At 73.9% G+C, this 24,339-nt stretch carries 17 protein-coding genes and 1 pseudogene; 7 read left to right on the forward strand and 11 right to left on the reverse strand.

The window, feature by feature from the left end; genetic code table 11:
- Positions 1–139 precede the first annotated feature (139 nt).
- The 4 genes from IF55_RS18415 to IF55_RS18435 form a co-directional block, all read right to left on the reverse strand.
- Complete coding sequence (locus tag IF55_RS18415) at positions 140–1,150, reverse strand: helix-turn-helix domain-containing protein (protein WP_078644644.1); 1,011 nt, start codon at positions 1,148–1,150, stop codon at positions 140–142.
- A gap of 845 nt (positions 1,151–1,995) precedes the next feature.
- Complete coding sequence (locus IF55_RS18420; protein WP_078644647.1) at positions 1,996–2,787, reverse strand: SDR family NAD(P)-dependent oxidoreductase; 792 nt, start codon at positions 2,785–2,787, stop codon at positions 1,996–1,998.
- Complete coding sequence (locus IF55_RS40695) at positions 2,784–5,306, reverse strand: MFS transporter (protein WP_245661243.1); 2,523 nt, start codon at positions 5,304–5,306, stop codon at positions 2,784–2,786. The genes IF55_RS18420 and IF55_RS40695 overlap by 4 nt, the downstream gene beginning before the upstream one ends.
- The gene (locus tag IF55_RS18435) at positions 5,303–5,836 is read right to left on the reverse strand and encodes a 2,4'-dihydroxyacetophenone dioxygenase family protein (RefSeq protein ID WP_030883051.1); all 534 of its coding nucleotides are present in this window, start codon (positions 5,834–5,836) and stop codon (positions 5,303–5,305) included. Before IF55_RS18435 ends, IF55_RS40695 begins: the two co-directional genes overlap by 4 nt.
- Positions 5,837–6,095: 259 nt before the next feature.
- On the opposite strand from IF55_RS18435, the gene IF55_RS18440 reads away from it, so the two are divergent.
- Complete coding sequence (locus IF55_RS18440) at positions 6,096–7,574, forward strand: MFS transporter (RefSeq protein ID WP_030883054.1); 1,479 nt, start codon at positions 6,096–6,098, stop codon at positions 7,572–7,574.
- A 66-nt stretch (positions 7,575–7,640) separates the two neighbouring features.
- On the opposite strand, the pseudogene IF55_RS40700 reads toward IF55_RS18440, so the two are convergent.
- Positions 7,641–7,799, reverse strand: a pseudogene (locus IF55_RS40700) (winged helix-turn-helix transcriptional regulator); the annotation flags it as partial.
- Positions 7,800–7,868: 69 nt separating this feature from the next.
- On the opposite strand from IF55_RS40700, the gene IF55_RS18450 reads away from it, so the two are divergent.
- Complete coding sequence (locus IF55_RS18450) at positions 7,869–8,276, forward strand: RidA family protein (RefSeq protein WP_030883057.1); 408 nt, start codon at positions 7,869–7,871, stop codon at positions 8,274–8,276.
- 340 nt (positions 8,277–8,616) lie between these two features.
- The gene (locus IF55_RS18455; RefSeq protein WP_030883059.1) at positions 8,617–10,779 is read left to right on the forward strand and encodes an alpha-amylase family protein; all 2,163 of its coding nucleotides are present in this window, start codon (positions 8,617–8,619) and stop codon (positions 10,777–10,779) included.
- A gap of 38 nt (positions 10,780–10,817) precedes the next feature.
- On the opposite strand, the gene IF55_RS18460 is transcribed toward IF55_RS18455, so the two are convergent.
- The 6 genes from IF55_RS18460 to IF55_RS18485 all read right to left on the reverse strand — a co-directional run bounded on the left by IF55_RS18460 (position 10,818) and on the right by IF55_RS18485 (position 18,262).
- Positions 10,818–11,804, reverse strand: coding sequence for a TolB family protein (locus IF55_RS18460; protein ID WP_245661244.1), 987 nt, complete (start codon positions 11,802–11,804; stop codon positions 10,818–10,820).
- 196 nt (positions 11,805–12,000) lie between these two features.
- Positions 12,001–14,268 (reverse strand): xanthine dehydrogenase family protein molybdopterin-binding subunit, encoded by a 2,268-nt coding sequence (locus IF55_RS18465; protein WP_078644650.1) that lies wholly within the window; start codon positions 14,266–14,268, stop codon positions 12,001–12,003.
- Positions 14,265–15,281, reverse strand: coding sequence for an FAD binding domain-containing protein (locus tag IF55_RS18470; RefSeq protein ID WP_030883064.1), 1,017 nt, complete (start codon positions 15,279–15,281; stop codon positions 14,265–14,267). Before IF55_RS18470 ends, IF55_RS18465 begins: the two co-directional genes overlap by 4 nt.
- A 4-nt stretch (positions 15,282–15,285) precedes the next feature.
- Positions 15,286–15,813, reverse strand: a complete 528-nt coding sequence (locus IF55_RS18475) for a (2Fe-2S)-binding protein (protein WP_048832162.1) — start codon at positions 15,811–15,813, stop codon at positions 15,286–15,288.
- Positions 15,814–15,896: 83 nt separating this feature from the next.
- Positions 15,897–17,060 carry a MalY/PatB family protein gene (locus IF55_RS18480; RefSeq protein ID WP_030883070.1) on the reverse strand — a complete coding sequence of 388 codons (1,164 nt, stop codon included), beginning with the start codon at positions 17,058–17,060 and terminating at the stop codon, positions 15,897–15,899.
- A gap of 92 nt (positions 17,061–17,152) precedes the next feature.
- Positions 17,153–18,262, reverse strand: coding sequence for a hypothetical protein (locus IF55_RS18485; protein WP_030883072.1), 1,110 nt, complete (start codon positions 18,260–18,262; stop codon positions 17,153–17,155).
- A 139-nt stretch (positions 18,263–18,401) separates the two neighbouring features.
- On the opposite strand from IF55_RS18485, the gene IF55_RS18490 reads away from it, so the two are divergent.
- The 4 genes from IF55_RS18490 to IF55_RS18505 all read left to right on the forward strand — a co-directional run bounded on the left by IF55_RS18490 (position 18,402) and on the right by IF55_RS18505 (position 24,261).
- Positions 18,402–19,841, forward strand: coding sequence for an MFS transporter (locus tag IF55_RS18490; protein ID WP_281180990.1), 1,440 nt, complete (start codon positions 18,402–18,404; stop codon positions 19,839–19,841).
- A gap of 206 nt (positions 19,842–20,047) precedes the next feature.
- Positions 20,048–21,373 (forward strand): acyl-CoA dehydrogenase family protein, encoded by a 1,326-nt coding sequence (locus IF55_RS18495; protein WP_037965206.1) that lies wholly within the window; start codon positions 20,048–20,050, stop codon positions 21,371–21,373.
- Between the two features lie 192 nt (positions 21,374–21,565).
- Complete coding sequence (locus IF55_RS18500) at positions 21,566–23,197, forward strand: acetolactate synthase (protein WP_030883078.1); 1,632 nt, start codon at positions 21,566–21,568, stop codon at positions 23,195–23,197.
- A 5-nt stretch (positions 23,198–23,202) separates the two neighbouring features.
- Positions 23,203–24,261 (forward strand): LLM class flavin-dependent oxidoreductase, encoded by a 1,059-nt coding sequence (locus IF55_RS18505; protein ID WP_030883080.1) that lies wholly within the window; start codon positions 23,203–23,205, stop codon positions 24,259–24,261.
- The last annotated feature ends 78 nt before the right edge of the window (positions 24,262–24,339 follow it).

The following is a 24,339-nucleotide window of genomic DNA, read 5'->3' on the forward strand; positions in this document are numbered from 1 at the left end:
GGCCGGGGCCGCGCCCGACGAGTTGGGGCAGGCGCCCGGCCGTACGCCGGGGGCGGGCTTCGGACTCGATGGCGGGCCGCATGCGGGGACGGGGCCGCGCTCGGTTTGTTGAGGCCGCCCGGCCGAAGGCCCGCCGCCCTTACCGGCCGGGGCGGATCGCCCCCGGCGTGTGGCCGAAGCGGTCGCCGAAGACGCGGGTGAAGTGGGCCTGGCTGGCGAAGCCCCAGCGGTGCGCGATCTCGGCGACCGTCAACCGGCGGGAGCCGTCGTCGGCCAACTGCTCGCGGGCCCTGGCGAGCCGCAGTTCGAGGATGCGGCGGGAGGGGCTCACGCCGGACGGCTCGAAGATCCGGCTGAGCTGCCGGGCGGACACCCCGACCGCCTCGGCCACTCGCCCGGCGCTGAGCGCCGGGTCGGACAGGTGCCGGCCGATGTACTCCTCGGCGACGGCCAGCCGCGAGGCCGGTCCGGCCGTCGCCGCGCCGTCGCCCAGCCGGGACGCGGCCAGCGAACGGACCAGGTCGAGCACGGTGGCCGCCGTCGCCGCCGGCTCGCCCGTACCGCCCCGCGCCGTGAAGTCCGCCAGTACCGACCGCAGCGCGGAGACCAGCGGGCCCTCGCCCACCGACCGCCGGCCGAACAGCAGCGGCGTCGGCACGCCACCAGCGGCGCAGTTCTCCGTGAACACCTCGCGCGGGATGTCCACCAGCAACTGCCGCATGGCGCATGGGAAGCCGAAGAGGTACGAGCGCCGGGTGTCGTAGAGGACCAGGTCGCCCTCGGCCGGGGTGAGGCAGTCGTCGCCGTGGAAGAAGACGCCGCGCCCGGACACCAGCAGGGAGGCGAAGACCGAGTCCTTCGGCAGCGCGCGGCAGGTCTTCGCGGCCCGCTCGATGACGTGCTCGTTGCCGGTGATCTCGGCCAGCCGCAGGCCGCCGAGCCGGAAGTTGGTCTGCCGCGCCAGCAGGCCCTGCTCCGAGTAGGGCGAACAGGTCAGGCCCACCAGGGCCCGCCGGTTGTAGTCCTCCCACAGTTCGACGCGGTCCGCCGGATCGACGGACCGCGTCGAAATCGTCGAGACGGCGGGCAGAGGAGGGTCAGCGGGCGCGGCGGTCGCGGACGAGGCCGTGGCGGTGGGGTGCTCGGGCATCGGGGGCCTCCTTACCGTGCGCCTGCCCGCCGCATGCGGCGCGCGGCACGTGGCACCTGGCGCTTGCGTGCCCCTGGGCTCCCGCGCCCGCTCCGGGGCAGCCGCAGCGTAACGCCCGGCCCGAGCCCGGGCCAACGGTTCGGACCGCCCTTTCGGCCGGGTACGTGCCGAGGCCGGGCGCGCGCTGCGGCCCGGCACGCGTCGTGGTCGGGTACGTGCCGCGTTCGTGTACTTGCTGTGGCTGCGCACGGGTTTGAGCCAGGTACGTACTGCGGTCGGGCGCGCGCCGCGTCCGTGTACGTGCGGCCTGCACTTGAGCCCGGGGGCGTGCCGCGTCCGGGTACGCGCTGTGGTCGGGCACGAGCCGCGGCCGCGCAGGCGCTACGGCCGCGTACGCGCTTGAGCCGGGGTACGTGCCGGGGCCGGGCACGCGCTTGAGCCGGGCTCGTGCTGCGGCCGGGTAGGTGCCGCGTCCGGGTACGTGCGGCACGCGCTTGAGCCCGGGGCACGCACCGCGTCTGTCGCGCTGCGGTCGCGTACGCGCTTGAGTCGGGGTACGTGCCGCGACCGGGCATGCGCTGCGGCCGGGCATGCGCTTGAGCCGGGCACGCGACTGAGCCGGGTTCGTGCCGCAATCGGGTACGCGCTGCGGCCGGGCACGTGCTGTGCCTCGGCCGGGCGCGCGCCCCGGCCGGGCACCCGTTTCAGCCGGATACGCGCCCGACCCGGTACCCGCTTCAGCCAGATACGCGCCCGACCGGGCATCCGTTTCAGCCGGGTACGCGCCGCAGCCGAGGACACGTTTCAACTGAGCATCCCCCCGCAGGTGAAGGGTTCGCGGGCGGTCAGACGGCCGAGTAGCCGCCGTCGACCGTGAGGATGGAGCCGGTCATGTACGCGGCCGCGGTCGAGCACAGGAACGCGATGGCCGAGGCGACCTCGTGCGGGCTTCCCAGCCGCCCGAGCGGCAGTCGGGAGAGCACGGCGCGGGCCGCGTGCGGATTGTCGAGGACGCCGCGGGCGAGCGGGGTGGCGACGAAGCCCGGGGCGACGGCGTTGACCCGGATGGCGTCGGCGGCGTACTCGGCGGCCAAGGACCGGGTGAGCTGGGTGATGCCTCCTTTGCTGGCGCTGTAGGCGGGCCGGTCGCGGCTGCCGAAGAGGGCGAACATCGAGGAGACGGTCACGACGCACCCGCCGCCCCGCGCCAGCAGCGGCCGCGCCGCCTGACAGGCCGTCATGGCCGCGTCCAGGTTCACCGCCAGGACGTGGTCCCAGGCCGTGCGGCCGTACTCCGCGCGGTCCCGGCTGACGCCCGCGCAGCAGATCAGGCAGTCGAGGCGGCGGGACTCCGCGATCCGGCGGGCGAGTCCGTCCCGGTCGGTGACGTCCTGTTCCTCGACGCGGACCCGTTCGTGCGCCGGGAGATCGCGCGCGGCGGCGGGCGGCAGGCCGAGCGCCCGCACGTCCGCGCCCAGTTCCGCGAGGAGTACGGCCGTCGCGGCGCCGATGCCCGAGGTACCGCCGGTGACCAGGACGTTCCGCCCGGCGAACGAACCCGGGGCGAACGCCCCCAGCACGTCGCCACCGCCACCGGCACTGCCACCGCCACCGCCACTGCCCACGTCGCCGGTCATGTCGCGGCCTCCGGGCCGCCCGCGGGGGAGGGCCGACCCTCCGGAGAGCGCAGGTCGGCGCTCGGCCTCACCAGGATCTTGATCTGACCGTCCGGCCCCCGCGACAGCGGGCCCAGGCCGTCGGCGACCACGTCGTCGAGCGCCACGACCGACGTCACCACCGGCGTGAGGTCCACGCCGTCCCGCCCGACCAGGCGCATGAGTTCGGGGTAGGTGTCGCGGTAGCCGACGCTGGCCACGATGGACTGCTCGTTGTCGACCAGCGCCCAGGCGTCGAGCCGCACCCGGCCGCCCAGCCCCACCAGGACGACGCGGCCCCCGCGCCGGGTCGCCGCCAGACAGGTGTCGAGCGCGTCCTGCGCCCCCGCCACCTCGAACGCGACGTCGACGCCCTCCCCGCCGGTCAGCTCGCGGACCGCCGCGCCGGCGCCGCCCGCGCGGCCGGCGTCCACCGTGTCGGTCGCCCCCAGCCGGGCCGCCAACGCCCGGCGGTCGGGCGCGACATCGACGGCGATGATCCGCGGCACGCCGCGCTCGGCCGCGAGCCGCACGGTCAGCAGGCCGATCGGGCCGAGCCCGACGACCGCGAGCGACGCCGGAGCGCCCCCGGCGCGCCGCAGCGCGTGCAGGGCGACGGACGCGGGCTCGAAGAGCGCCGCCTGCTCCAGCGGCACGTCCGGGGGAAGCCGGTGCACCATGTACGCGGGCAGCGCGGCGAACTCCGCGAGGCCGCCGTCGCCCATCAGCCCGGCGAAGCCGAAGTGGCGGCAGATGTTGTACTCCCCGGCCCGGCAGCGCGGGCAGTCGCCGCACCGGTAGTGCGGTTCGACGGCCACGCTGTCGCCGACAGCGAGCCCGGAGACCGACGGCCCGAGGGCGGCCACCGTCCCGCAGAACTCATGGCCGAGCACGAGTGGCGCCCGCGCGCCGGACGCGGGGTGCGGCGCGCCGACGGGGATCGCGTGCGGCCCGTCCGCGTACTCGTGCAGGTCGCTGCCGCAGATGCCGCAGTACGCGACCGCCACCAGCACCTCGCCGGGCCCGGGTTCGGGTACGGCCCGCTCGACCACGCGGACGTCCCCGCGCCCGTACCAGACCGCCGCCCGCATCCGCCGCCCCCCGCCGCGTACGCCGGAGCCGGGACCATCGCCCGTACGGGCCTCCGGGCCCGCCCCCGCGCCCGTACCCGCCTCCGAGCCCGTACGGGCCTCCCCGCCTCCCCGGACAGGATTCGCGCGGGCGGCGCGCCCGGCCGCCCGTCGTCCGAGTACGCGCGGGGCGGTTTCGCGCAGGCCGAAGGAGAGGAGGACCACGACCACGGCGCCGCCCGCGGAGATGAACATGGCGGTCTGCGGGCCCCAGGCGTCCGATGCGCGGCCGGCGATTACGGGGGCGAGGAAGCCGCCGGCGAGTTCGCCGGCCCCCATGACGAGGCCGAGGGCGGTGGCCAGGGACCCGCGGGGGACCGTCTCGGCGGGGATGGTGGCCATGATGAGGGTGAAGCAGCCCAGGCCGGTATAGGTGAGCACGACGACCGCGCCGAGCACCACCGGCCCGTCGAGGTACACCACGGCCAGCGGGCAGACGGCGGCGACCGCGCTGAAGAGGATCATGGTCCGCTTGCGGCCGATGCGGTCGGAGACCGCGGGGGTGACGAAGCCCCACAGCACCCACGCCACGCCGAAGCACGTCATCACGCGGCTCATGGTCCCCGCGGAGAAGCCCTTGACGTCCTGGAGGTAGGTGGGCGTGAACGTGATGATGACGATGAACCAGGTCAGGTAGGAACAGGCGGCCAGCACGCACAGCAGGATGTTCCGGTGCCGCAGCAACTCCCGTACGGACAAGCGGTCGCCGGCGGGTGCGGGGGACGGCCCGGCTACCACGGGCCCGGTCGTCGGGGCGCGGGGGACCGGGGGCCGTTCCCGTACGGACCGGCCGATCCACGCCGCGATGAGCAGCCCGGGAACGATCGTCAGCAGGAACGCCGTCCGCCACCCGTACTGCCCCGCGACCCACACCACGGCCAGCGGCGCGAGGATGCCGCCCAGCAGCCCGGCCGAGGAGCCCTGGAGCAGCCCCATGTTCAGGCCGCGGCGCTCCGCCCGCGATGCCTCGACCATCAGCGACTGCGACAGCGGCAGCACCGCGCCCTCCGCCACGCCCATCAGCGCGCGGGCGAGCAGCAGACCCGTGAACCCGGTCACCAGGCCGCCCGCCGCCGAGAAGCAGGAGAACAGCACGACGGCCGTGATCAGGAGCGGTTTGCGGCGGCCCAGCCGGTCCGAGAGCCGGCCGCACAGCAGCCCCGACAGCGCCCAGGTGAGCGCCAGCACCCCGGACAGCGTGCCCAATTGGGTGTTGGAGAGGTGGAAGTCGTCGCTGATGAAGGGGGCCAGGAAGGACAGCGCCTGCCGGTCGAAGAAGACGAAGCCGAAGGCCAGGAAGAGAATCAGCAGCAGTCTGTTCTCGTACGACCGGGCCGCGCCGTCCGGCGGCGGGGACGGCGTCCGGCTCACCGGAACAGCGAGTCGACGTGATCGGCGCCGAGGCCCACCCGCTCGTAGTGGGCGCGGCACATGGCGATGTAGTCGTGGACGTCGAAGTACCCGGCGCTCTCGCCGTTCTCGTCCAGCCAGATCAGCGGGCCCTTCACGATGAAGAGCGTCTTCATCGGCTCTCCGCTGTCGTACGCGACCAGGGTGTGGCCCTCGCCCGGCGCCTCGTACACGAAGTCGCCGGCGCGCGCGGTCCAGGGGCGTTCGAGATAGCCCCAGGTGCCGGAGATCGTGTACGCGAACACCTCGTGCGGGTGGTAGTGCCGGTTCACCAGCCCGGCCTGTTCCGCCCGCAGGATGTCGGCCCAGGAGTTGTCCTTCACGTTGATCCACAGCGGCCGCGAGCCGACGGTCTCGGTGAACGGCACGTAGTAGCGGTCGTCGTCGGTGGCCGCCTGGGCGAGATAGACCTCGGGCAGCGCGTCGGGCTTGCAGGAGTCGCGGATCGGCTTGAGGTCCTTCCAGAACTCGCCGCCGGGTGCTTCGGGCATGGTGGTCTCCGCTCCGTCGTTCGGTATCCGGCCTGGGGGCAGCCGTTCGGTGTCCGTCCCGCGGACGGCCGGGCCGAGGCCGTCCGGCTCGCGGCCGGTCAGGCCTCGGTCCAGTCGCCCGGTCAGCAGTGAACTCCCGCCGGCGCGGGCATGTCTTTCCTCTGGCGGACATCGCCGCTTGCCTGTTCGGGACATCGGACACCGGACAGGGGACATGACATGACCGGGGACAGGACCGCGACGCCACCTGGAGGCCCGTATGCAGGACGCTCCCGAGGACCTTCCGAGCCCCGCGCCGGCGGGCCGCAGGATCCAGCCCTGGCACACCCTCTGGCTGCTGCTCCTGCTGGGATGGACGGTCAGCGCCGCCGACCGGGCGGTGACCGGCCCCGTCGTCACGTGGATGATCGACAACGGCGTCGGCTTCCTCGCGGACGCCCGCCACCCGCACGCGCTCGGCGGCCTCATCGGCGGCCTGTTCTTCGCCGGCTACATGCTCACCCAGTTTCCCGGCGGCTACCTCGGCGACCGGCACGGCCACCGCACGCTCATCGTCGTCAGCCTGGTGTGGGCCGGTGCGGCCACCATCGCCACCGGACTCGTGGGCGGTCTCGTCGCGTTCATCGTGCTGCGCGTCGTCACCGGCCTCGGCGAGGGCGCGTTCTACTCCAACGACCGCACCCTGATCACCGCGGTCACCCCGGAACGCCACCGCGGCCTGGGCATGGGCGTGGTCATCACCGGACTCGCGCTCGGCATCACCGTCGCCACCGTCTTCACCCCCCACTTCATCGGCGTCGGCGAGCGCGTGCTGCCGCGCGCCGAGGCGTGGCGGATGGCGTTCTGGATCCTCGGCGTCGCGACGCTCGCCGTGGCCCTCCTCCTCGCGGTGCGCTTCCGCGCCCATCTGCGGGCCGGGGCCGTGGCCCGCGCCACGGCGCGGCTCGCCGGATACTCCGCCGTCTCCCTGGCGCTGATCATGGCCGTCTACCTGCTGGGCGACCGGGCGGGCCTCGCGGGACTGTGGATCGCGCTGCTCGAAGTCGCCCTCGCCGTCGGCCTGGTGCTCTTCGCCCTCCTCCGCAAGGGCGCCGAACTCGGCCCGGTGCTCAAGAACCGCGACCTGAACCTGATCTACCTCGCCAACATCGCCATCCTGTGGAACCTCTGGTTCTTCAGCTTCTGGTCGGTGTCCATCGTCGCCGGGGCCGCCCACTCGTCGTTCATGAGCGCCGCCCTCACCGCGGGCTTCAATGCGGGCGCCGGGCTCCTCGGCTTCCCGGCGGGCGGCTGGCTCTCGGACCGCACCCGGCGGCGCGGCTGGAGCCGGAAATCCGTGATGCTCTCCTGCACCGGCGTCCAGGCCCTGCTCACCGTCGCCTTCGCCTGGTATCTGACCGCCGCCGCCCGCCCCGCGCTGTGGATCATGGGGCTGCTGCTGTTCACCGCGAGCCTGTTCTTCAACGCCCTTCAGCCCGTCGGCCACGCCTGGACCGCCGAGATCGCCGAACCCCGCATGCGCGGCTCCGCCTTCGGCATGGAGAACCTCATCGGCGAGACGGGCGCCGTCCTCGCCCCCGCCGTCGGCGGCGCGCTGCGCGACGCCACCGGCGACTGGACCCTGGCCCTCTGGCTGGACGCCGCGCTCGTCGCCGGCTGTTTCGCCGTGCTCGCCGCCGTACGGGCCGGCGCCCCGTCCCGTACCGCCGAAGCGGCCACCGCCGCCACCGTGCCCTGAGCCCTGGGGGTGAGGCGCCCGTCCCCGGAGCCGGGCGCCGCGACCGCTCCGGCGCCGGAGCGGGGATCAGGCGTCGAAGCGGTGGCGGGCGGCCTCGATGCGCTCGAAGTAGCGGTGCGTCCAGCGGCACATCTCGTCGACGGTCGCGCGCAGGCCCTGGCCCGGCTCGGTGAGGGTGTATTCGACCCGCTGTAGGACGGTGGGGTACACGTGAGTAACCACAAGAGAGCGACCCCGCGCCGTGGCACGGGCGGGCACGAGCCCGCGGGCGCTCAGGACGAGGAGGAAGACAGCATGGCCGTCAACCTGGTGGATCCGAGCGGATTGCCCAAGATCGACGTCTACCGGCAGGTGTCGATCGCGACGGGGTCGAGGCTGGTCTCCATCGCCGGCCAGGTCGCCTGGGACGCCGAGGGGGCCACGGTCGGCGAGGGCGACCTCGCGGCGCAGGTCGAGCAGTGCTACCTCAACATCGGCACCGCTCTGGCGGCGGCCGGCGGCTCCTTCGACGACGTGACGCGGCTGACCGTCTACGTCGTCGACTGGACCCCGGACAAGCTGCCGCAGTTCATGGAGGGCATCTCCCGGGCGTCCGCGAAGCTGGGCACCACCCCGGTCCCGCCGTCCACGCTGCTGGGCGTCGCGGCCCTGCACGTCCCCGAGCACCTGGTCGAGATAGAGGCCACCGCGGTCCTCGACTGAACGGAGAGTCACTGGGTCCCGCACGGCTGCTTTGCACGCTTGACGCGCGGGAATTGACAGCGTATGAGGAACCGCTGTCGACCGTGCCTTGTCTCATTTCTCCCGTAAACCGCAAGTCGCGATCGAGACGATTCCTTCCAGAGGCGATTTCTCCCGCCCATTTCCAGAAATGATCAGTAAACGATCAGGCAGAATTCTCGGGCGCCGGGCATAACCGGCAGCGGCACCGAAGCCGAAGCCGGCAGCGGAATCGCAGCCGTCAGCGGACCGGAGCCGAAACCGGCGACGGGACCGAACTCGAAGCCGGCGGCGGAGCCGACACGAGAATGAGGGAGAAGCCGTGCACGCAGAGCGAAGATTCGGCCGGAGAAGGCTCTTACAGGCGGGACTCGGGGCCGGCGGCGCCCTGGCGGCGAATCTGCTGCCAGGGCCGGCCGGGCTGCCCGGGGCGCGCACCCCGGCCGCCTGGGCGGCGGTACCCGCCGAGGCCCCGCCCGGAGCGGAGCGCCTCGGCGGCGGATTCCCGGACTGGAGCCGGTACGCGCGGCTGGCCGACGCCACGTTCGACGACGACGCCGAGCCCGCGGCCCTGAAGCCGGTGATCGCCGCCCTCAAGGCGCAGCACGTCAGCGTGATCGAGGTCGACACCATCCTGTCCAACTGGCTGACGGACGCCGAGTACACCGCGCATCTGAAAACGATCAAAACGTTCGTGGGCCTGGCGCACCAGTCCGGGATACGGGTCGTCATGTATTACCCGTCGCTGGAACTGATCAGCGCGGGCGGCGAGAAGGGCCCCTCCTTCTACAAGAACAGCCACGGCAAGGACTGGGTGCAGCGCTCCCTGGACGGGAAGCCCAATGTCTTCTACGGCAGCCTCGTCGTATGGGTGGACCCGGGCGACGAGAGCTGCTGGATGAGCCCCAACTCCCCGTGGCGCGACTACTACCTGGGCCGGATCAAGCTGCTCGCGGCCACCGGCGTCGACGCGATCTGGCCGGACGTGCCGATCTACTTCGACGGCGCGGCCGACTGGTGCGACGCCTCCACCTGGGCCGCGACCGCCTTCAAGGCCGACACCGGCCTCGACCTGCCGACGAAGAAGGACTTCAACAATCTGGCCTTCCGCCGCTTCGTCGAGTGGCGCCACCGCAATCTGCACCAATGGCAGGTCGACATCGCCGCCGCCGGCGCGTCCGTCAACCCGGAGCTGGTCACCTTCTCCGAGACGGTGAGCATGGACTACCAGTACGCCACCCTGATCGGGCTCGACGGCGCGTACACCCGGCAGACGCCGGGGCTCAGCCAGTGCTGGGAGGTGGACATCCTCAGCAACTACGACGGCATGCGCCACGCCACCGCCTCCGACTGGACCTGTCTGATCTCGATGTACAAGTACGCGCGGGCCGCCAGCGGTGCCAAGCCCGCCTGGGCGTTCTCCTACGGCTGGAAGGCCGACGACGCCTCCCTGGTGATGGCCGAGGTGCTGGCCGCCGGCTGCAACGCGTACGAGGTCAAGACCCCGTTCAAGAGCGACAGCGCCGACCTCCCCATGCGCACCCGCATGTACGGCTTCGTCGAGGCGCACGAGAAGGAGCTGTACGACACGACGACGCTGGCGGACGTCGGCGTCTACCACTCCGCCGCCTCCCGCGACTTCGTCAGCCCCTCGCCCGGCAACGGCATGTACGTCACCACCAAGAAGCCAGCCGGGGTCAAGGAGTGGTGGGCCAGTGAGGCCGAGGAGAGCTGCACCCGGCAGAAGTGGCTCGGCGAGTTCCGCGGCACCGTCAAGGCCCTGGTCTTCGAGCACATCCCCTTCACCACCGTCACCAGCCCCGGCCTCACCGCCGCCGACCTGGCCGGCTACCGGGCGCTGCTGCTGCCCAACCTCCAGGCCGTCTCCGACGCCGAGGCCGAGGTGCTGCGGGGCTTCGTCTCGGGCGGCGGCACCGTCGTGATCACCGGCCCCGCGCCCACCGCGTACGACCAACTGGGCACCGCCCGCACCGAACTGGCCCTCGCCGACGTGCTCGGCTTCGGGAAGGCCGACCCGCTGCCCGCGAGCAAGGAGAACCGGTTCGGCTCCGGCGTCTGCTGGTACTTCCAGGCCCTGCTGGGCCACAGCTACCTGGCCAACACCGACCAGGCCAGCGCCGACCGGCTCCTCGCACCGGTCCGCGCGGCGGCCCCGCCGCGGGTCAAGCTCGTCGGCGACCGCCGCATCCACCTGGAGGCGGGCCGGCTCGGCGATGACACCATCGTGCAACTGGTCAACTTCTCCGGCTTCGGCGACACCCCCGCCGCCTTCAAGGTCACCCCGGCGGCCTGCTCGCTCTCCTTGGTCGTCCCGGCCGGCAAGCAGGTCAAGGCGGTCACCGTCAGCTCGCCCGACAACCCCTCGCCCGCCCCGCGGCCGGTCACCTGGACGGTCTCCGGCGACGAGGCCACCGTCGCGCTGACCGTCACGCAGTACTCCCTCGTGACGATCACCACGGGCTGATCCTCTTCTCGGTTCCCTGCGACGCCCTACGCGACGCCCTACGACCCGGGGACGCGGATACGCCACAGCGATGTGGGCCGCTCCTCGTCCCCGGGATGGGACTCGAAGGCGATCCACCGCCCGTCCGGCGACCAACTGGGCGCGCCGTCATAGCCGTCGCCGCGCGTCACCCGCACCGGCCGGCCCCCGTCGGCGGACATCACGAAGATCTGCGGCACCTCCAGGCCGCCGGAGGTGGAGGAGAACACCACCGACCGGCCGTCCGGCGACCAACTGGCGTCGGTGTGCTCGCCCGACCCCGTGGTGAGCCGCCGCAGCCCGCCGCCGTCCGCGTTCACGACGTACAGCGCCCACGCGTCGCTGTGCTGCTCGCGGCGCTGGAAGACGAGCCGGTCGCCGCGCGGCGACCAGTTGGGCTGCCGGTTGTCCGTACCGGTCGCGGGGCCGTCCAGCAGCCGGGTCTGTCCGCTGCCGTCCCGCCGCACCTTCCACAGCGAGCCGAGCGCGGACCGCTCCGGCCGCGCCGCCGCGGCCTCCTCGCCGCCGTCCTCCGGATCTTCCTCCTCCGGAGCGGCGCTCCCCGGGGCCTCCCGTTCGACGCTCTCCTGGAACGCGATCCAGTCCCCGCGCGGCGAGAAGCTGGGCTCCAGATACCCCGAGTCGCCGCCGTGCCGGGTGACCCTTACGGGCCGGCCGCCGCCCGGCGGCAGCACCCAGATCTCGTCCCGCTCCGCCCGGTCGGAGGCGAAGGCCACCCCGGCCGACGGATGCCAGCTCGAACCGGGCAGGTTCACCGCGGCCTGCCCGGCCTCGTCGAGCAGCGTCCGGGGGCCGCCGCGCGCCGGCCGGCCGGACGGCCCGCCGGGCCCCGGCGGCAGCACCCGCAACGCGGCGGGCCCCGCGTTGTAGCCGTCGTGGAAGAGGGTGAACAGCATGGAGGTGCCGTCCGGCGAGAACGCCGGGTTCTGCGCGCTGGACCGGCCGTCCGCGCGGTACACCAGCTCGGCGCCGTCCCCGCGCGTCACCCGCTTCTCCGCCGGAGGCCGTCCCGTAGGGCCCTTCGATTCTGCCTGGCCCGTGGGCCCCGTCGTACCGCTCCCGGACGGGCGCGGCGGCTCGGCCGGTGAGCCGCACGCCGTCAGAACGAGGGCGGACAGGAACGCTGCGACGTACGGACGGCTGCGCATCGCACCGACAGTAGCGGAGTCAACTCCCGTACCACTACGGGCAATTGCCGTTTCGGTCATCCTCCGGCGCGAGCACGTCCTCCACCCGGATGGGCAGCGCCCGGTGCCGGCGGCCCGTCGCGTGATGGATCGCGTTGGCGATGGCGGGCGCCACCCCCACCAGCGCCACCTCGCCGCACCCCTTCACCCCGAGCGGATTGACCAGCGGATCGGGTACGTCGACGAAGTCCACGTCGACCCGGCCGACATCGGCGTTGACCGGGACGAGGTACTCGGCCAGATCCGCGTGGTGGAACCCGCCGTGGCGCGGCTCGGGCTCGCCGCGCTCGCGCAGCGCCGCCCCGATGCCCCACACCACGCCGCCGCGGATCTGACCGGCCGCGGTCACCGGGCTCGCCACCCGGCCGCAGTCCACGACGCTGACCACGCGCGGCACCCGCACCCGCCCGATGGCCGGCTCGACGCGGACCTCCACGAAGTGGGCGATGAAACTGAACGCCGAGAAGCCGGGGTACTCGGGCCCGGCCGGCGTGGGCAGCCCCGCCCGCAGCCGGTCGACGGCCCGCGCGGACTGCCCCGGCGGCAGGGAGACGGCCTCGACCACGGCCTCCGGCCGCCCCGCCGCGGCCCGTTCGGCCGCCGCCGCGACCGTGTCGAGGGGCCCCTCGTCCGGCGCCCCGAGGCACGACCGCAGTCGCCGCAGCGCGGCGTGGACCGCGGGCAGCGCCGTGGCCGTCCCCCACGACCCCGCCGTCAGATGCTGCGGCACCTCGCCCGTGTCGCCGACGCCGACCCGTACGCCGCCGGCCGAGATCCCCAGGTCCAGGGCGACCGTACGGGCGATCGCCGTCCGCAGGCCCTGCCCCATCTCGTGCCCGGACACCTCCACCGCGATCCGCCCGTCGGCCGCCAGCCGCAGCCGCGCGACGGCCGGGCCCGCCGAGGCGCGGTACGCGCCGGCCGCCACGCCCCACCCGACGAGCGTGCCGTCGGCCGCGCGCATCGAGCCGGGCCGGGGCGTACGGGCCGCCCAGCCGAACAGCTCCGCGCCCCGGCGCAGGCACGCGGCGAGATGGCGGGAGGAGAACGGTCGGCCGGTCACGGGGTCGGACCCCGTGTCGTTGGCCAGCCGCAGCGCCACCGGGTCGTGCCCCGTGGCGCAGGCGATCTCGTCCACCGCCGATTCGAGGGCGAACACGGCCGCGTGCTCGAAGGGCGCGCGCATGAACCCGGGGGTCTGCACATCGGTGCGGGTGAGCCGCTGATGCCCGCGGAAGTCCCCGATGCCGTACAGGCGCGCGGTGACGGACGTGAAGTCGGAGGCGAACAGGTCGTGCCGTGAGGTCTGCTGCCGCGTCTCGTGGACGAGGGCGGTGAGGAGCCCGGAACGGTCGGCGCCGAGCCGGAGGCGGTGGCGGCTCGCGGGCCGGAACGTACTCCCGTGGAACGTCTGCGTCCGGTCCACCACGAGTTTGACCGGCCTGCCGAGCCGGCGCGCGGCGACGGCCAGCGGGCCCACGTGCGACTGGAGCCACGTCTTCTGCCCGAAGCCGCCGCCGACCTGCGGCGAGACCACCCGCACACGGGCGGGGGCGATGCCGAGCTGGCGGGCGAGGCCGTGCCGCACCGCCCCCGAGTTCTGCGTGCACTCGTGCACCACGAGGTCGTCGCCGCGCCACTCGACGACCGTGCCCAGCAGCTCCATCGGCACCTGGTGCTGCGCGCCGATGTCGTACTCCGCGTCGAGCCGCACCGGGCTCCGCGCGAACGCCGCGTCCGCGTCGCCCATCGCGAGGTCCGCGAACATCGGCTGGGGGAGCGCCGCCGCCTGCCCCACCGTCTCGGCCCCGGCCGCGTCGAGGGTCACGGCCACCGCCGGCGCCGCCTCGTACCGCGCCTCGACGAGAGCCGCGGCCTCGGCGGCCGCGACCGGCGTCTCCGCCACCACCAGCGCGATCGGCTGACCGCGGTAGGCGATACGGTCGTCCAGCAGCGGTTGCAGGGACTGGAAGCCGTAACCGCCGCTCAACCGGTAACCCGCCGGGCGCAGTTCGTGCTCCTCGAACCGGGTCACCACCAGCAGTACGCCGGCCACGGCGCGGGCCGCGGCCGTCTCCACGCGCGCCACGCGCCCCCTGCCGACGGTGGCGACGGCGAGCGCGGCGTGGGCCAGGCCGGGCGGCGTGCGGTCCGCGGCGTAGCGAGTCGCGCCGGTCACCTTCTCGTAGGCGTCGATGCGGGGGACCGGCGCGCCGCCCGGCCCGCTTCGGGCGTCGCTTCCCCGGCCCGTCGGCGCGCTCACGCGACCGCCCGTCCGGCCGCCCGTTCCGCGGCCGTACGCAGCGCCCGCGCGACGACCCGCGCTCCGAGGCGGACCTTGAAGGCGTTGTGCGCGCCCGGCCGGGCGTCGGCGAACGCGGCCTCACCCGCGCGTACGGCGGCCTCCTCGGTCAACGGGCCTCCTACGACGGCCCGTTCGGCCGCCTCGGCGCGCCACGGGCGGGTGGCGACGCCGCCGAGCGCGACCCGGCAGTGCGCGACGCGCCCCCGTTCGTCGAGGGTGAGCGCCACGGCGGCGGACGCGAGCGCGAAGGCGAACGACTCGCGGTCGCGGACCTTGTGGTAGACGGAGCCGCGCCCGGCGGGGGCGGTCGGGACGCGGATGCGGACGACGAGTTCGCCCGCGCCGAGGGTGTGCTCCTCGTGCGGGGCGTCGGCCGGCCCGCGGTGGAGGTCGGCCAGCGCGATCGTACGGGCGCCCCGCGGCCCGTACAGGTCGAGGCGGGCGTCGAAGGCGAGCAGGGCCACCGCCCAGTCGCCGGGGTAGGCGGCGGTGCAGGCGTCACTGGTGCCGAGCACGGCGTGGCCGCGGTCGAGGCCGCCGCGGGCCGCGCAGCCGCTGCCCGGGCGCCGCTTGGCGCAGTCGAACGCCGGGCCGCCGCGGAAGTAGCCGCACCGGGTGCGCTGGAGGAGGTTGCCGCCCACCGTCGCCATGTTGCGCACCTGCGGGGAGGCGGCCTTGGCCAGCGATTCGGCCAGCGCCGGATAGTCCGCGCGCAGCACCGCGTCCTCGGCGACATCGGCCATCGACGCGCCGGCCCCGAAGACCAGTTCCTCCGGCCCGGCCGTGTCGAACCCGGCCAGCTCCGGCAGCCGGCCGATGTCCACGACGGCCGACGGGGCCTCCACGCCCAGCTTCATCAGGTCGTACAGGCTCGTACCGCCGGCCAGCGGCCGCGCGCCGGGCCCGCCGTCGGCGAGGGCGGCCACGGCCTCGGCGAGGGTGGCGGGCGCGCGGTAGGAGAAGGGGCGCATCGGCTCAGCCCTCCGTGGAGCGCGCGGAGTCCGCGTAGTCGCGGACGGCGGCCACGATCCCCGGGTACGCGCCGCACCGGCACAGATTGCCGCTGAGGTACTCGCGGATCTCCTCGTCGTCCCCGGCGTGCCCCTCGGCCACGCACGCCAGGGCCGACATGATCTGGCCGGGCGTGCAGTAGCCGCACTGGAGCGCGTCATGGTCGATGAACGCCTGTTGCAGCGGGTGCGGGGTGCCGTCCGGCGCGGCCAGTCCCTCCACGGTCGTCACCGCCCGGCCCCGGGCCTGGACGGCGAGGGTCAGACAGGCCAGCACCCGGCGCCCGTCGACGAGGACGGTGCACGTGCCGCACTGGCCGTGGTCGCAGCCCTTCTTCGCGCCCGTCAGCGCCAGCCGCTCGCGCAGCACGTCGAGGAGCGATTCGCGGACGTCCACCGCGGCGCGCACCGCCGTTCCGTTGACGGCGAAGGCCACTTCCAGCGGGTCGCCGGCGCTCGGGCCGTGCTCCGGCCGCGTCGCCGTGTCGGTCATCGTCTCCTCCGGGTGCTGCGGATACGGGCGTACGGGCGGACGTACCGGGGTGCGGGGGCGCGGGGCGTGCGGGCGGCGGGCGGTCACGGGCGCTCCCGTACGGCCTTGGCGAGCGCGTCGACGATGCGCCGGAGCAGGGGGCGGGAGGTGGCGAAGTTGAGCCGTACGAAGCCGTGGCCGGCCGCGCCGAACACGGAGCCGTCGCTGAGGGCGACCTTGGCGTGCCGCAGGAAGAAGCCGCCGGGGTCGTCCAGGCCGAGCCGGCGGCAGTCCAGCCACGCCAGGTAGGTCGCCTCCGGCGTGCGGTAGCCGACCTCCGGCAGTTCGGCGGCGAGCGCCCGGTCCAGGAACCGCCGGTTCCCGTCCAGGTGGTGCACCAGGCGCCGCCGCCAGGCGTCGCCGTCGCGGTAGGCGGCGATGTTGGCGACGATGCCCAGCGTGCTCGACCCGTGCCGCGCGTGAAAGGGCAGTTCCCGCCAGCCCACCACGTCCTGTGGGTTCGTCAGGATCACTTGGGAGCACTTGAGCCCGGCGATGTTCCATGCCTTCGACGCGGAGGTCACCGTGATGGTGTGCGCCGCGGCCTCGGGGGAGAGGGAGGCGTACGGCAGGTGCCGGTGGCCGGGGTAGACCAGCCCCGCGTGCACCTCGTCGGCGATCACCCGCGCTCCGTGCGCGCTGACGACAGCGCGCAGCCCCGTCAGCTCGGCCCTCGTGAACACCCGGCCGGCCGGATTGTGGGGGCTGCACAGGACGACGGTCCGGGCGCCCGCCGCCAGCGCCGCGCCGATGCCGTCGAGGTCCAGCGTCGGGCGCCCGCCGTCGGGCGTCAGGGCCACCTCGACGAGCGGGCGGCCCAGCGCCTCGACGATCTCGAAGAACGGGGGGTAGGACGGCGTCGGGACGACGACGGGCGACCCCGGCGGGCTGTAGGCATCGATGCCCAGGCCGATGCCGGTCAGGATGTCGGGCACCAGGAAGATCCGCTCGGCCGGGACGGACCAGCCGAAGTTCCCCCGCAGCCAGTCGGCGCAGGCGGCCGGCAGCCCCGTGCGGATGTCGCGCAGCGGGTACCCCGTCTCGCCGCGGTCGACGGCCCGGTGCAGCGCCTCCCGTACCTCCAGCGGCGGCGGGAAGTCCATCTCGGCGACCCACGCGCCCAGCACCGAGGGGCCGTTCCGCCCCCACTTCAGGGAGCGCCGCGCCAGCGCGTCGGCTACGCCGATGCCGTCGAACTCGGATGTCATGCCGCGACCGCCCGCCGCCGTCCAGTAGGGCCCAGGGATGGTGCACAGGATGCAGAGGTTGCAGAGGATTCAGTGCGAGAACAGCCGCTGATTCAGTGCGAGAACAGCCGCAGTCCCGTACGGACCAGGACGATTCCGTGCTCCCGGCAGGCCGCCTCGACCTCGTCGCTGCGCCGCGAACCGCCGCCCTCGACCACGCAGCGCACGCCGTGCCCGGCGGCGACGTCGACGTTGTCCCGGAACGGGAAGTAGGCGTCCGAGGCGAGCGTGCACGGCGCTTCGCGCGCCAGCCACGCCGCGCGCTCGCCGGCGTCGAACTCCTCGACCCTCCGCAGCACGGTGTTCACCCGCTCCTGGAGCGGCGTGCCGTCCGGGAACGCGGCGCCGGCCAGCCGCGGATGGCGCCGCAGCCGCCAGCGGTCGGCCTTCTCCCCGGCCAGCCGCACGCAGTCCACCCGCGACTGCTGCCCCGTGCCGATGCCGACGGTTCTGCCGCCGGACACGTACGCCACCGAGTTCGACTGCGCGTACCGCGCCGCGATCAGACCCAGCACGGCGTCCGCGCGCAGCTCCTCGGTGAAGCCGTCCGCCGCGCCGAGGGCGGCGCCGTCGATGGTCACGGGGTCCCGGTCCTGGACCAGGCGCACCCCGAAGACGTCCCGGACCTCCTCCGGCGGCGGTACGTGGCCGGGGTCCATCTCCAGTACCAGGAACGCGCCGCGCTTCTTGCGGGACAGCGTCGCGAGGACGCCCGGCTCGTACGCGGGGGCGATGACGCCGTCGGAGACGACCCGGGCCAGCAGCCGCGCGGTGTCCGCGTCGACGGGGTGCGACAGGGCCGCCAGGTCGCCGTAGGACGAGCGCGGATCGCAGTCCCGGGCCCGCGCGTACGCGGACGCCACCGCCGACAGCGGGCCGTCCAGGGCGAAGGTGGCGCGGGCCGTCGCGTCGACGTCGCCCGCGAGGGCCGCCCCCGCCGGGGAGACGTGCTTCATGGAGGCCGCCGCGGGCGCCCCGAGCGCGTCGCTCGCCGCCCGTACCAACTGCCAGCCCTGGAGCGCGTCGAGGAGATTGACGACAGAAGGCGTGCCATTCAATACGGAGAACGGCAGCGGGCCGCCGTCCGGCATTGTCACCATGGCCCGGGCCTGCTGGGGGTTCAATCCGTATTTGAGCGGTAAGCCGGTCTGACTGCTCGGCATTCGAATGACCTCTCCTGTGTCAACAGCAGTTGGTCGGCAGGCGGCCGGCGGGTGCGTCGGGCGCTCGGCGCGGCGGCCGGGGAGCACGGTGCCCGGACACGGTAGCGGCAGGCCCGTGGCGGCCGTCAACCCGCTGACCATGCCGCCTCGGCCGCCTCGGCGCACCGCTCCCCGAGGTGTCCCCTTGCTGCCGGGGTACCGGTCCCCATACGCTCCAACGAGCTGTCCGCGAACGGTAAATGAGCCGGTTCGCCGAAGGAGGAGCCCCGCCGCCTTGGACGTAGAGAAGAAATCGGATACCCCGAACAGAGTATTACCGGCGGGCCCGGCCCCGGCAAGCTTTTCGTGGAGCTATTGGTCGCGATTCGCGCTCGTCTACTGCTGCGGGATTCTCACGGCCATGAGCCTGGGCAAGATGGCGCCCGTCGCCGTGGAACTGCGCGGCGCGCTCGGGCTGTCCCTCGACCAGATGTCGCTGGTCACCTCCGCCACGACGGCCGTCGCCGCGCTGTTCGGCATCCCGATGAGCTATCTCCTGGTCCGCTTCCCGCTCCGCTGGGCCCTGGTGACCGGCTGTCTGGTCATGGCGGCGGCGGGCTTCCTCGGCTCGCGCACCGGCGGGTTCGGCTCGATGATGGCGACCCGGCTGGTGGAGAGCCTCGGCTACGTGGCCGTGGTCGTCGCCGCGCCCGCGGTGATCATCTCGATGGGCGGCGGAGTGCGGCGCACCACCGCGCTCGCCGTGTGGGGCACCTTCTTCCCCGGCGGCCTGGCGCTGGGCCTCTTCGCCGGCGGCCTGCTGTCGGCCCGGTTCGGCTGGCGCACCTGGCTCGCCGTCGCCGCGGGCGCGCTCCTGGTGATGGGCGTCGTGGCCGCGATCGTCCTCGGCCGTGAGCACCGCGCCGACGACGACGGCGAGGAGACGGGCGTCGAGGACACGGGCGTCGAGGACACGGGCGTCGAGGACGCCGGCGGGGGCGCCGAGGGCCGGGCCGGGGCGGCGGGGGCGCGGCGCAGGTTCGTACGGCCGCTGCTGCTCGCCCTCGGGTTCGCCACCGCCAGCGGATCGATCGTCGCCGTCGTCTCCCTGCTCCCCACCTATCTGCACGAGGAACTGTCCGTCTCCACGGCCGAGGCCGGCACCCTGACCGGCGGCGTCTCGCTGGTCGGCGCGGTCGGCGGCTTCCTCAGCGGCTGGCTGCTGCGCCGCGGCGTGCCCGTGCGCCGGGTCTTCACGGCCTCGCTGCTCATGCCGCTCGGCACAGCCGTCGCGTTCCTCAGCTCGGCGGGCGTCGCCCTGAGCGCCCTCGGAGCGGTGATCGTGGCCATCGCCAACGAGATGGTCGTCGCCGCCGTGTTCGCCACGATCCCGGCGGTCGTCCGGGCCCCCGCCGACATCGGCATCACCAACGGCCTCGTGGCCCAGATCGGCAGCGTGGGTTCGCTGGCCGGACCGCCGATGGCCAGTTTCGCGGTGCTCGCGGCGGACGGCTGGTGGGCCGTGGTGCCCACGGTGCTGCTGGTGTGCGCGGCCGGCACCGTACTGCTGCGCGTTTCCGTCCGCCGGCCCCCCGCCTGATTCCGGCGGCACCGAGCGGAAACGCAGTTCAGCGCCGTGCCGCCGGATAATTGATCCATTCCGGATCGCGCCGCCGACGGATATGAGCCAATTCGATAAGATCGGCATTGTCACCCGGCCGTGCGTGAGTATGCTGAACGCGGTCGACCACCGGATTGATTGATCATTCGGCGTTGCCCGGCGAGGCCGCCCGGAGGTGGGGACGCGTGATCCACGATCAGAATTCCGATCTCTTGGACGAAGTGCGCGCCGAAGTACGGACCTGGCTAAAGGAGAATTGGCAGGTCAACCTGTTGCTCGGGGAATGGTGGCAATTGCTGGCGGACGCCGGTTTCGCCTTTCCCACCTGGCCCGCCGGCATGGGCGGCCGGAAAACGCGGCGCGAAGCGGCCAAGGTCATAACCGAGGAAATCGGCCGGGCCGGCGCGCTCGGCCCGCCCGGCGGCGTCGGCCAGATGATCGGCGGCCCCATCCTCCTCGAATTCGGCACCGAGGAGCAGCGCCGGCGCTGGGTGCCCGCGCTGGCCGCCGGAGCCGAATCCTGGTGCCAGCTCTTCAGCGAGCCCGGCGCCGGCTCCGACCTCGCCGGCCTCCAGCTCCGTGCCGAGCGCGACGGCGACCGATGGGTGGTCAACGGCCAGAAGCTCTGGTCCCGGGAGGCCGAGACCGCCGAGCGCGGCCTGCTCCTCGCCCGTACCGATTCCTCCGTGCCCAAGCGCAAGGGCATCAGCTACTTCGTCGTCGACCTCGACCAGGACGGCGTCGAGGTGCGGCCCATCCGGCAGATGAACGGCCGCGCCACCTTCAACGAGGTCTTCCTCACCGACGTCGTCGTCCCCGCCGAGAACCTTGTCGGCGCCCTCGGCCAGGGCTGGCCGGTGGCCCAGGCGTCCCTCATGTACGAGCGGCTGGAGGTCGGCGGCGGCGGAGTGCTCCGGCCCGCCCGCATCGCCTCGCCCGGCCGGCGCGGCGGCATGCTCGACCGCCGGATCAGCGACCTCGTCGAGGAGAGCCGCCGCGCCGAGCGCGAGCGGCCCGTCGTCCCCGGAGTCCGTACGCCCGCCGCCATGACCCGCCTCGCGCGGGACGTGGGCAAGAACCAGGACCCGCTCGTACGCCAGCGGATCGCGGCCATGCACGCCATGTCGGAGGCCAACCGCATGCGCGTCCGCCAGGCGCGGGCCGTGCGCCGCAGAGGCCGCGAGGCCGGGCCCGAGGCGTCCATGGGGAAGCTCGTCAGCTCCGAACTCGGCCGCGAGGCCCGCGACATTAGCCTCTCGCTGCTGGGCGCCGAGGGAATGGTGACGGAAGGCGACATCACCGCCGGCGGCGCGTTCCAGCAGATGGCGCTCTCCGTGCAGTCCCTCTCCATCGCCGGCGGCACGGACGAGATCCAGCGCAATCTGATCGGCGAACGCCTCCTCGGACTGCCCCGCGAACCGGAAGTGGACCGCGACGCCCCCTTCCACCAACTGCGCGTCGGCACGCAGGAAAAGGAGCCGGACGACAGCGGCGCCGGACCGCGCCGGTAAGCCGCACCACCGCGCGACGAAGACGGCCGCACACCGCGGCCCGTACGGACGTATTGGCATCGGCGCCACCGGGAGCAGCGTGAACCACGCGAGTTCGGCAAGCACCGCGATGACGGCCATCCCTTCGAGCCCGGCCGGTATGTCGCTGACGGCCGGTACGTCGAACGCGACGGCGCGGTCCGGGAGGCGCCCGTGAGCACCGCACGCGACCTCGACGCGGAAGGCGGCGCGCTGGCCGTCGCCGCGCTGCGCGACGCCGGGGTGGACACCGTCTTCACGCTGTCCGGCGGCCACATCTTCTCGCTGCTGCACGCGGCGGCCGAGGCCGGCCTGCGCGTCGTCGACGTCCGCCACGAACAGACGGCCGTCTTTGCCGCAGAGGCGTACGCCAAGCTCACGCGCCGCCCCGGCGTCGCGCTGCTCACCGCCGGGCCCGGCATCACCAACGGCATCAGCGCCCTGGCCGGCGCCTGGTTCAACGGCTCCCCGCTCGTCGTGCTCGGCGGCCGGGCCGCGCAGCGCCACTGGGGCTCCGGCTCCCTCCAGGAACTCGACCATGTCCCCCTGGTCGCGCCCGTCACCAAGGCGGCCCGTACGGTCACCGCGACCGGCCGCATCGCCGACGAGGTGCGCGACGCGCTCGCGCTGGCCACCAGCCCGCACCGCGGCCCGGTCTTCCTGGACTTCCCCATCGACGTGCTCCACCGCCGCGCCGCCGCCACCCCCACCCGGCCACCGGCCCCGCCGCCGTCCCCCGCCCAGGCCGACCCGGACGAGGTCGACAAGGCCGCCGCCCTGCTGGCCGGCGCCGAGCGGCCCGCCCTCGTCGCGGGCGGCGACGTCTGGTGGGGCGGCGCCTGGCCGGCGCTGCGCCGCTGCGTCGAGGAGCTGCGGATACCGGCGTTCATGAACGGGCAGGGGCGCGGCTGCCTGCCCGCCGACCACGAACTGGCCTTCGCCCGGACCCGGCGGGCCCTCACGGAGGCCGACGTCGTCGCGGTCGTCGGCACGCCGCTCGACTTCCGGCTGTCCTTCGGACGGTTCAAGGACGCGCGGGTCATCCACATCGTCGACGATCCGGCCCGTCGCGCCGCCCACGTGGCGACGGCCGCGGCGCCCGCCGGGGATCTCACCGCGATCCTCGACGCCATGGCCGCGTGGCGCGGCGAGCGCCGCGGCCACGAGGAGTGGATCGACCGGCTCCGGGAGCGGGAGCGGGCCCTGCGCCGCGCCGAGGAGGCGCAACTGACCTCGGACAGCGCGCCCATCCACCCGGCGCGGGTGATCGGGGAGGTACGGGCCCAGCTCGACCGGGACGCCGTCGTGGTCGGCGACGGCGGCGACTTCGTCTCGTACGCCGGGAAGTTCCTCGACTCCCACCGCCCCGGCCACTGGCTCGACCCCGGCCCGTACGGCTGCCTGGGCAGCGGCGTCGGATACGCCGCCGCGGCCCGGCTGTGCCACCCCGGCCGCCAGGTCGCCCTGCTCCTCGGCGACGGCGCGTTCGGCTTCTCCGCGAGCGACGTCGACACCCTCGTACGCCACCGGCTCCCCGTCGCCATGATCGTCGGGAACAACGGCATCTGGGGGCTGGAGAAGCACCCCATGCGCGATCTCTACGGCAGCGACATCGCCGCCGACCTGCAACCGGGGTGCAGATACGACCAGCTCGTCCAGGCGCTCGGCGGCGCCGGGGAAGTGGTCGAACGCCCGGCGGACATCGCACCGGCGCTGCGCCGCGCGTTCGCGGCGTCCGTGCCCTATCTCGTGAACGTGCTGACGGACCCCAAGGTCTCCTACAAGCGCTCCTCGAAACTCGGATGATTGCCATGAACCCAACGACTGGCCATGTCGCGCCCGCGCGGGAGCGGCTGCACTTCGGCGTACTGCAGTTCTTCTCCTGGCCGGGCCGGAAACACCCGCTGCCCACCGTCTACGACCGGGCGCTGAACCGCATCGACATCATGGAGCGGTCCGGGGCGTACGAGGCCGTCTGGCTGGCCGAGCACCACTTCACGACGTACTCCGTGTCGCCCTCGGTGAGCGTCATGGGGGCGCTGGTGGCCGCCCGGACCCGGCGGCTGCGGATCGGCACCGCCGTGTCCCTGGCCCCCATGTACCACCCGCTGCGGCTCGCCGAGGAGATCGCGCTGCTCGACGTCGTCTCCGGCGGACGCGTCAACTGGGGCGCGGGCCGCGGCAACGACCCCGGCGAGTTCCAGGTGTTCGGCCTCGACCTCGACAGCAGCTACGCGCGGTTCCGCGAGAACGTGGACATCGTGCTGCGGGCCTGGCAGGACGAACGCCTCACCTACCACGGCGACTTCCATACGTTCGAGGACGTCGAGGTGTTGCCCAAGCCCCTCCAGCGGCCGCACCCGCCGGTCTGGCTGGCGTCCTCGTCGCCCGACGCGATCGCCTGGTCCGCGGCGGCCGGCCACTCCATCCTCATGGACCCGCACTCCACCCACGCGGACATCGGCGTCAAATACGCCGCCTACCGCGCGGGGCTCGCGGACGCCGGCCACCCCGTCGACGGGCGGGTCACCCCGATGGCCCGGCTGATCGCCGTCGCGCCGACGGACGAGGAGGCGCGGGAGATCGCGCTGCGGGGCGCGCGGTGGACCGTGGGGTCGATGAGCGACCCCTCCCGGCGCAAGTACTCCAAGCGGCTGCGGCCGGGCGCGCCGCCGCCGGACGAGGGGGCCCGCCGGAGCGCCGTGGACCGGTATGTGGACGACGTCATCATCCACGGCAGCCCGGCCAGGGTCGCCGAGCGGATTCAGGCCCTTCAGGAACAGATTGGGCTGCACTACCTGCTCTGCGCCCCACTGAGTCACAGCTCATTCCTGCTCTTGACAGACGAGGTGATCCCGAAGCTCGTGTGAGGCATAATTTTCCCACCAGGCCGAACAGGAACACCGAATGCCGAGCGTCCCCATGCGACGCGGCCGTCGGCCTTTTCA

It is taken from the genome of Streptomyces varsoviensis, assembly GCF_000718635.1.
Classification (GTDB): domain Bacteria; phylum Actinomycetota; class Actinomycetes; order Streptomycetales; family Streptomycetaceae; genus Streptomyces; species Streptomyces varsoviensis.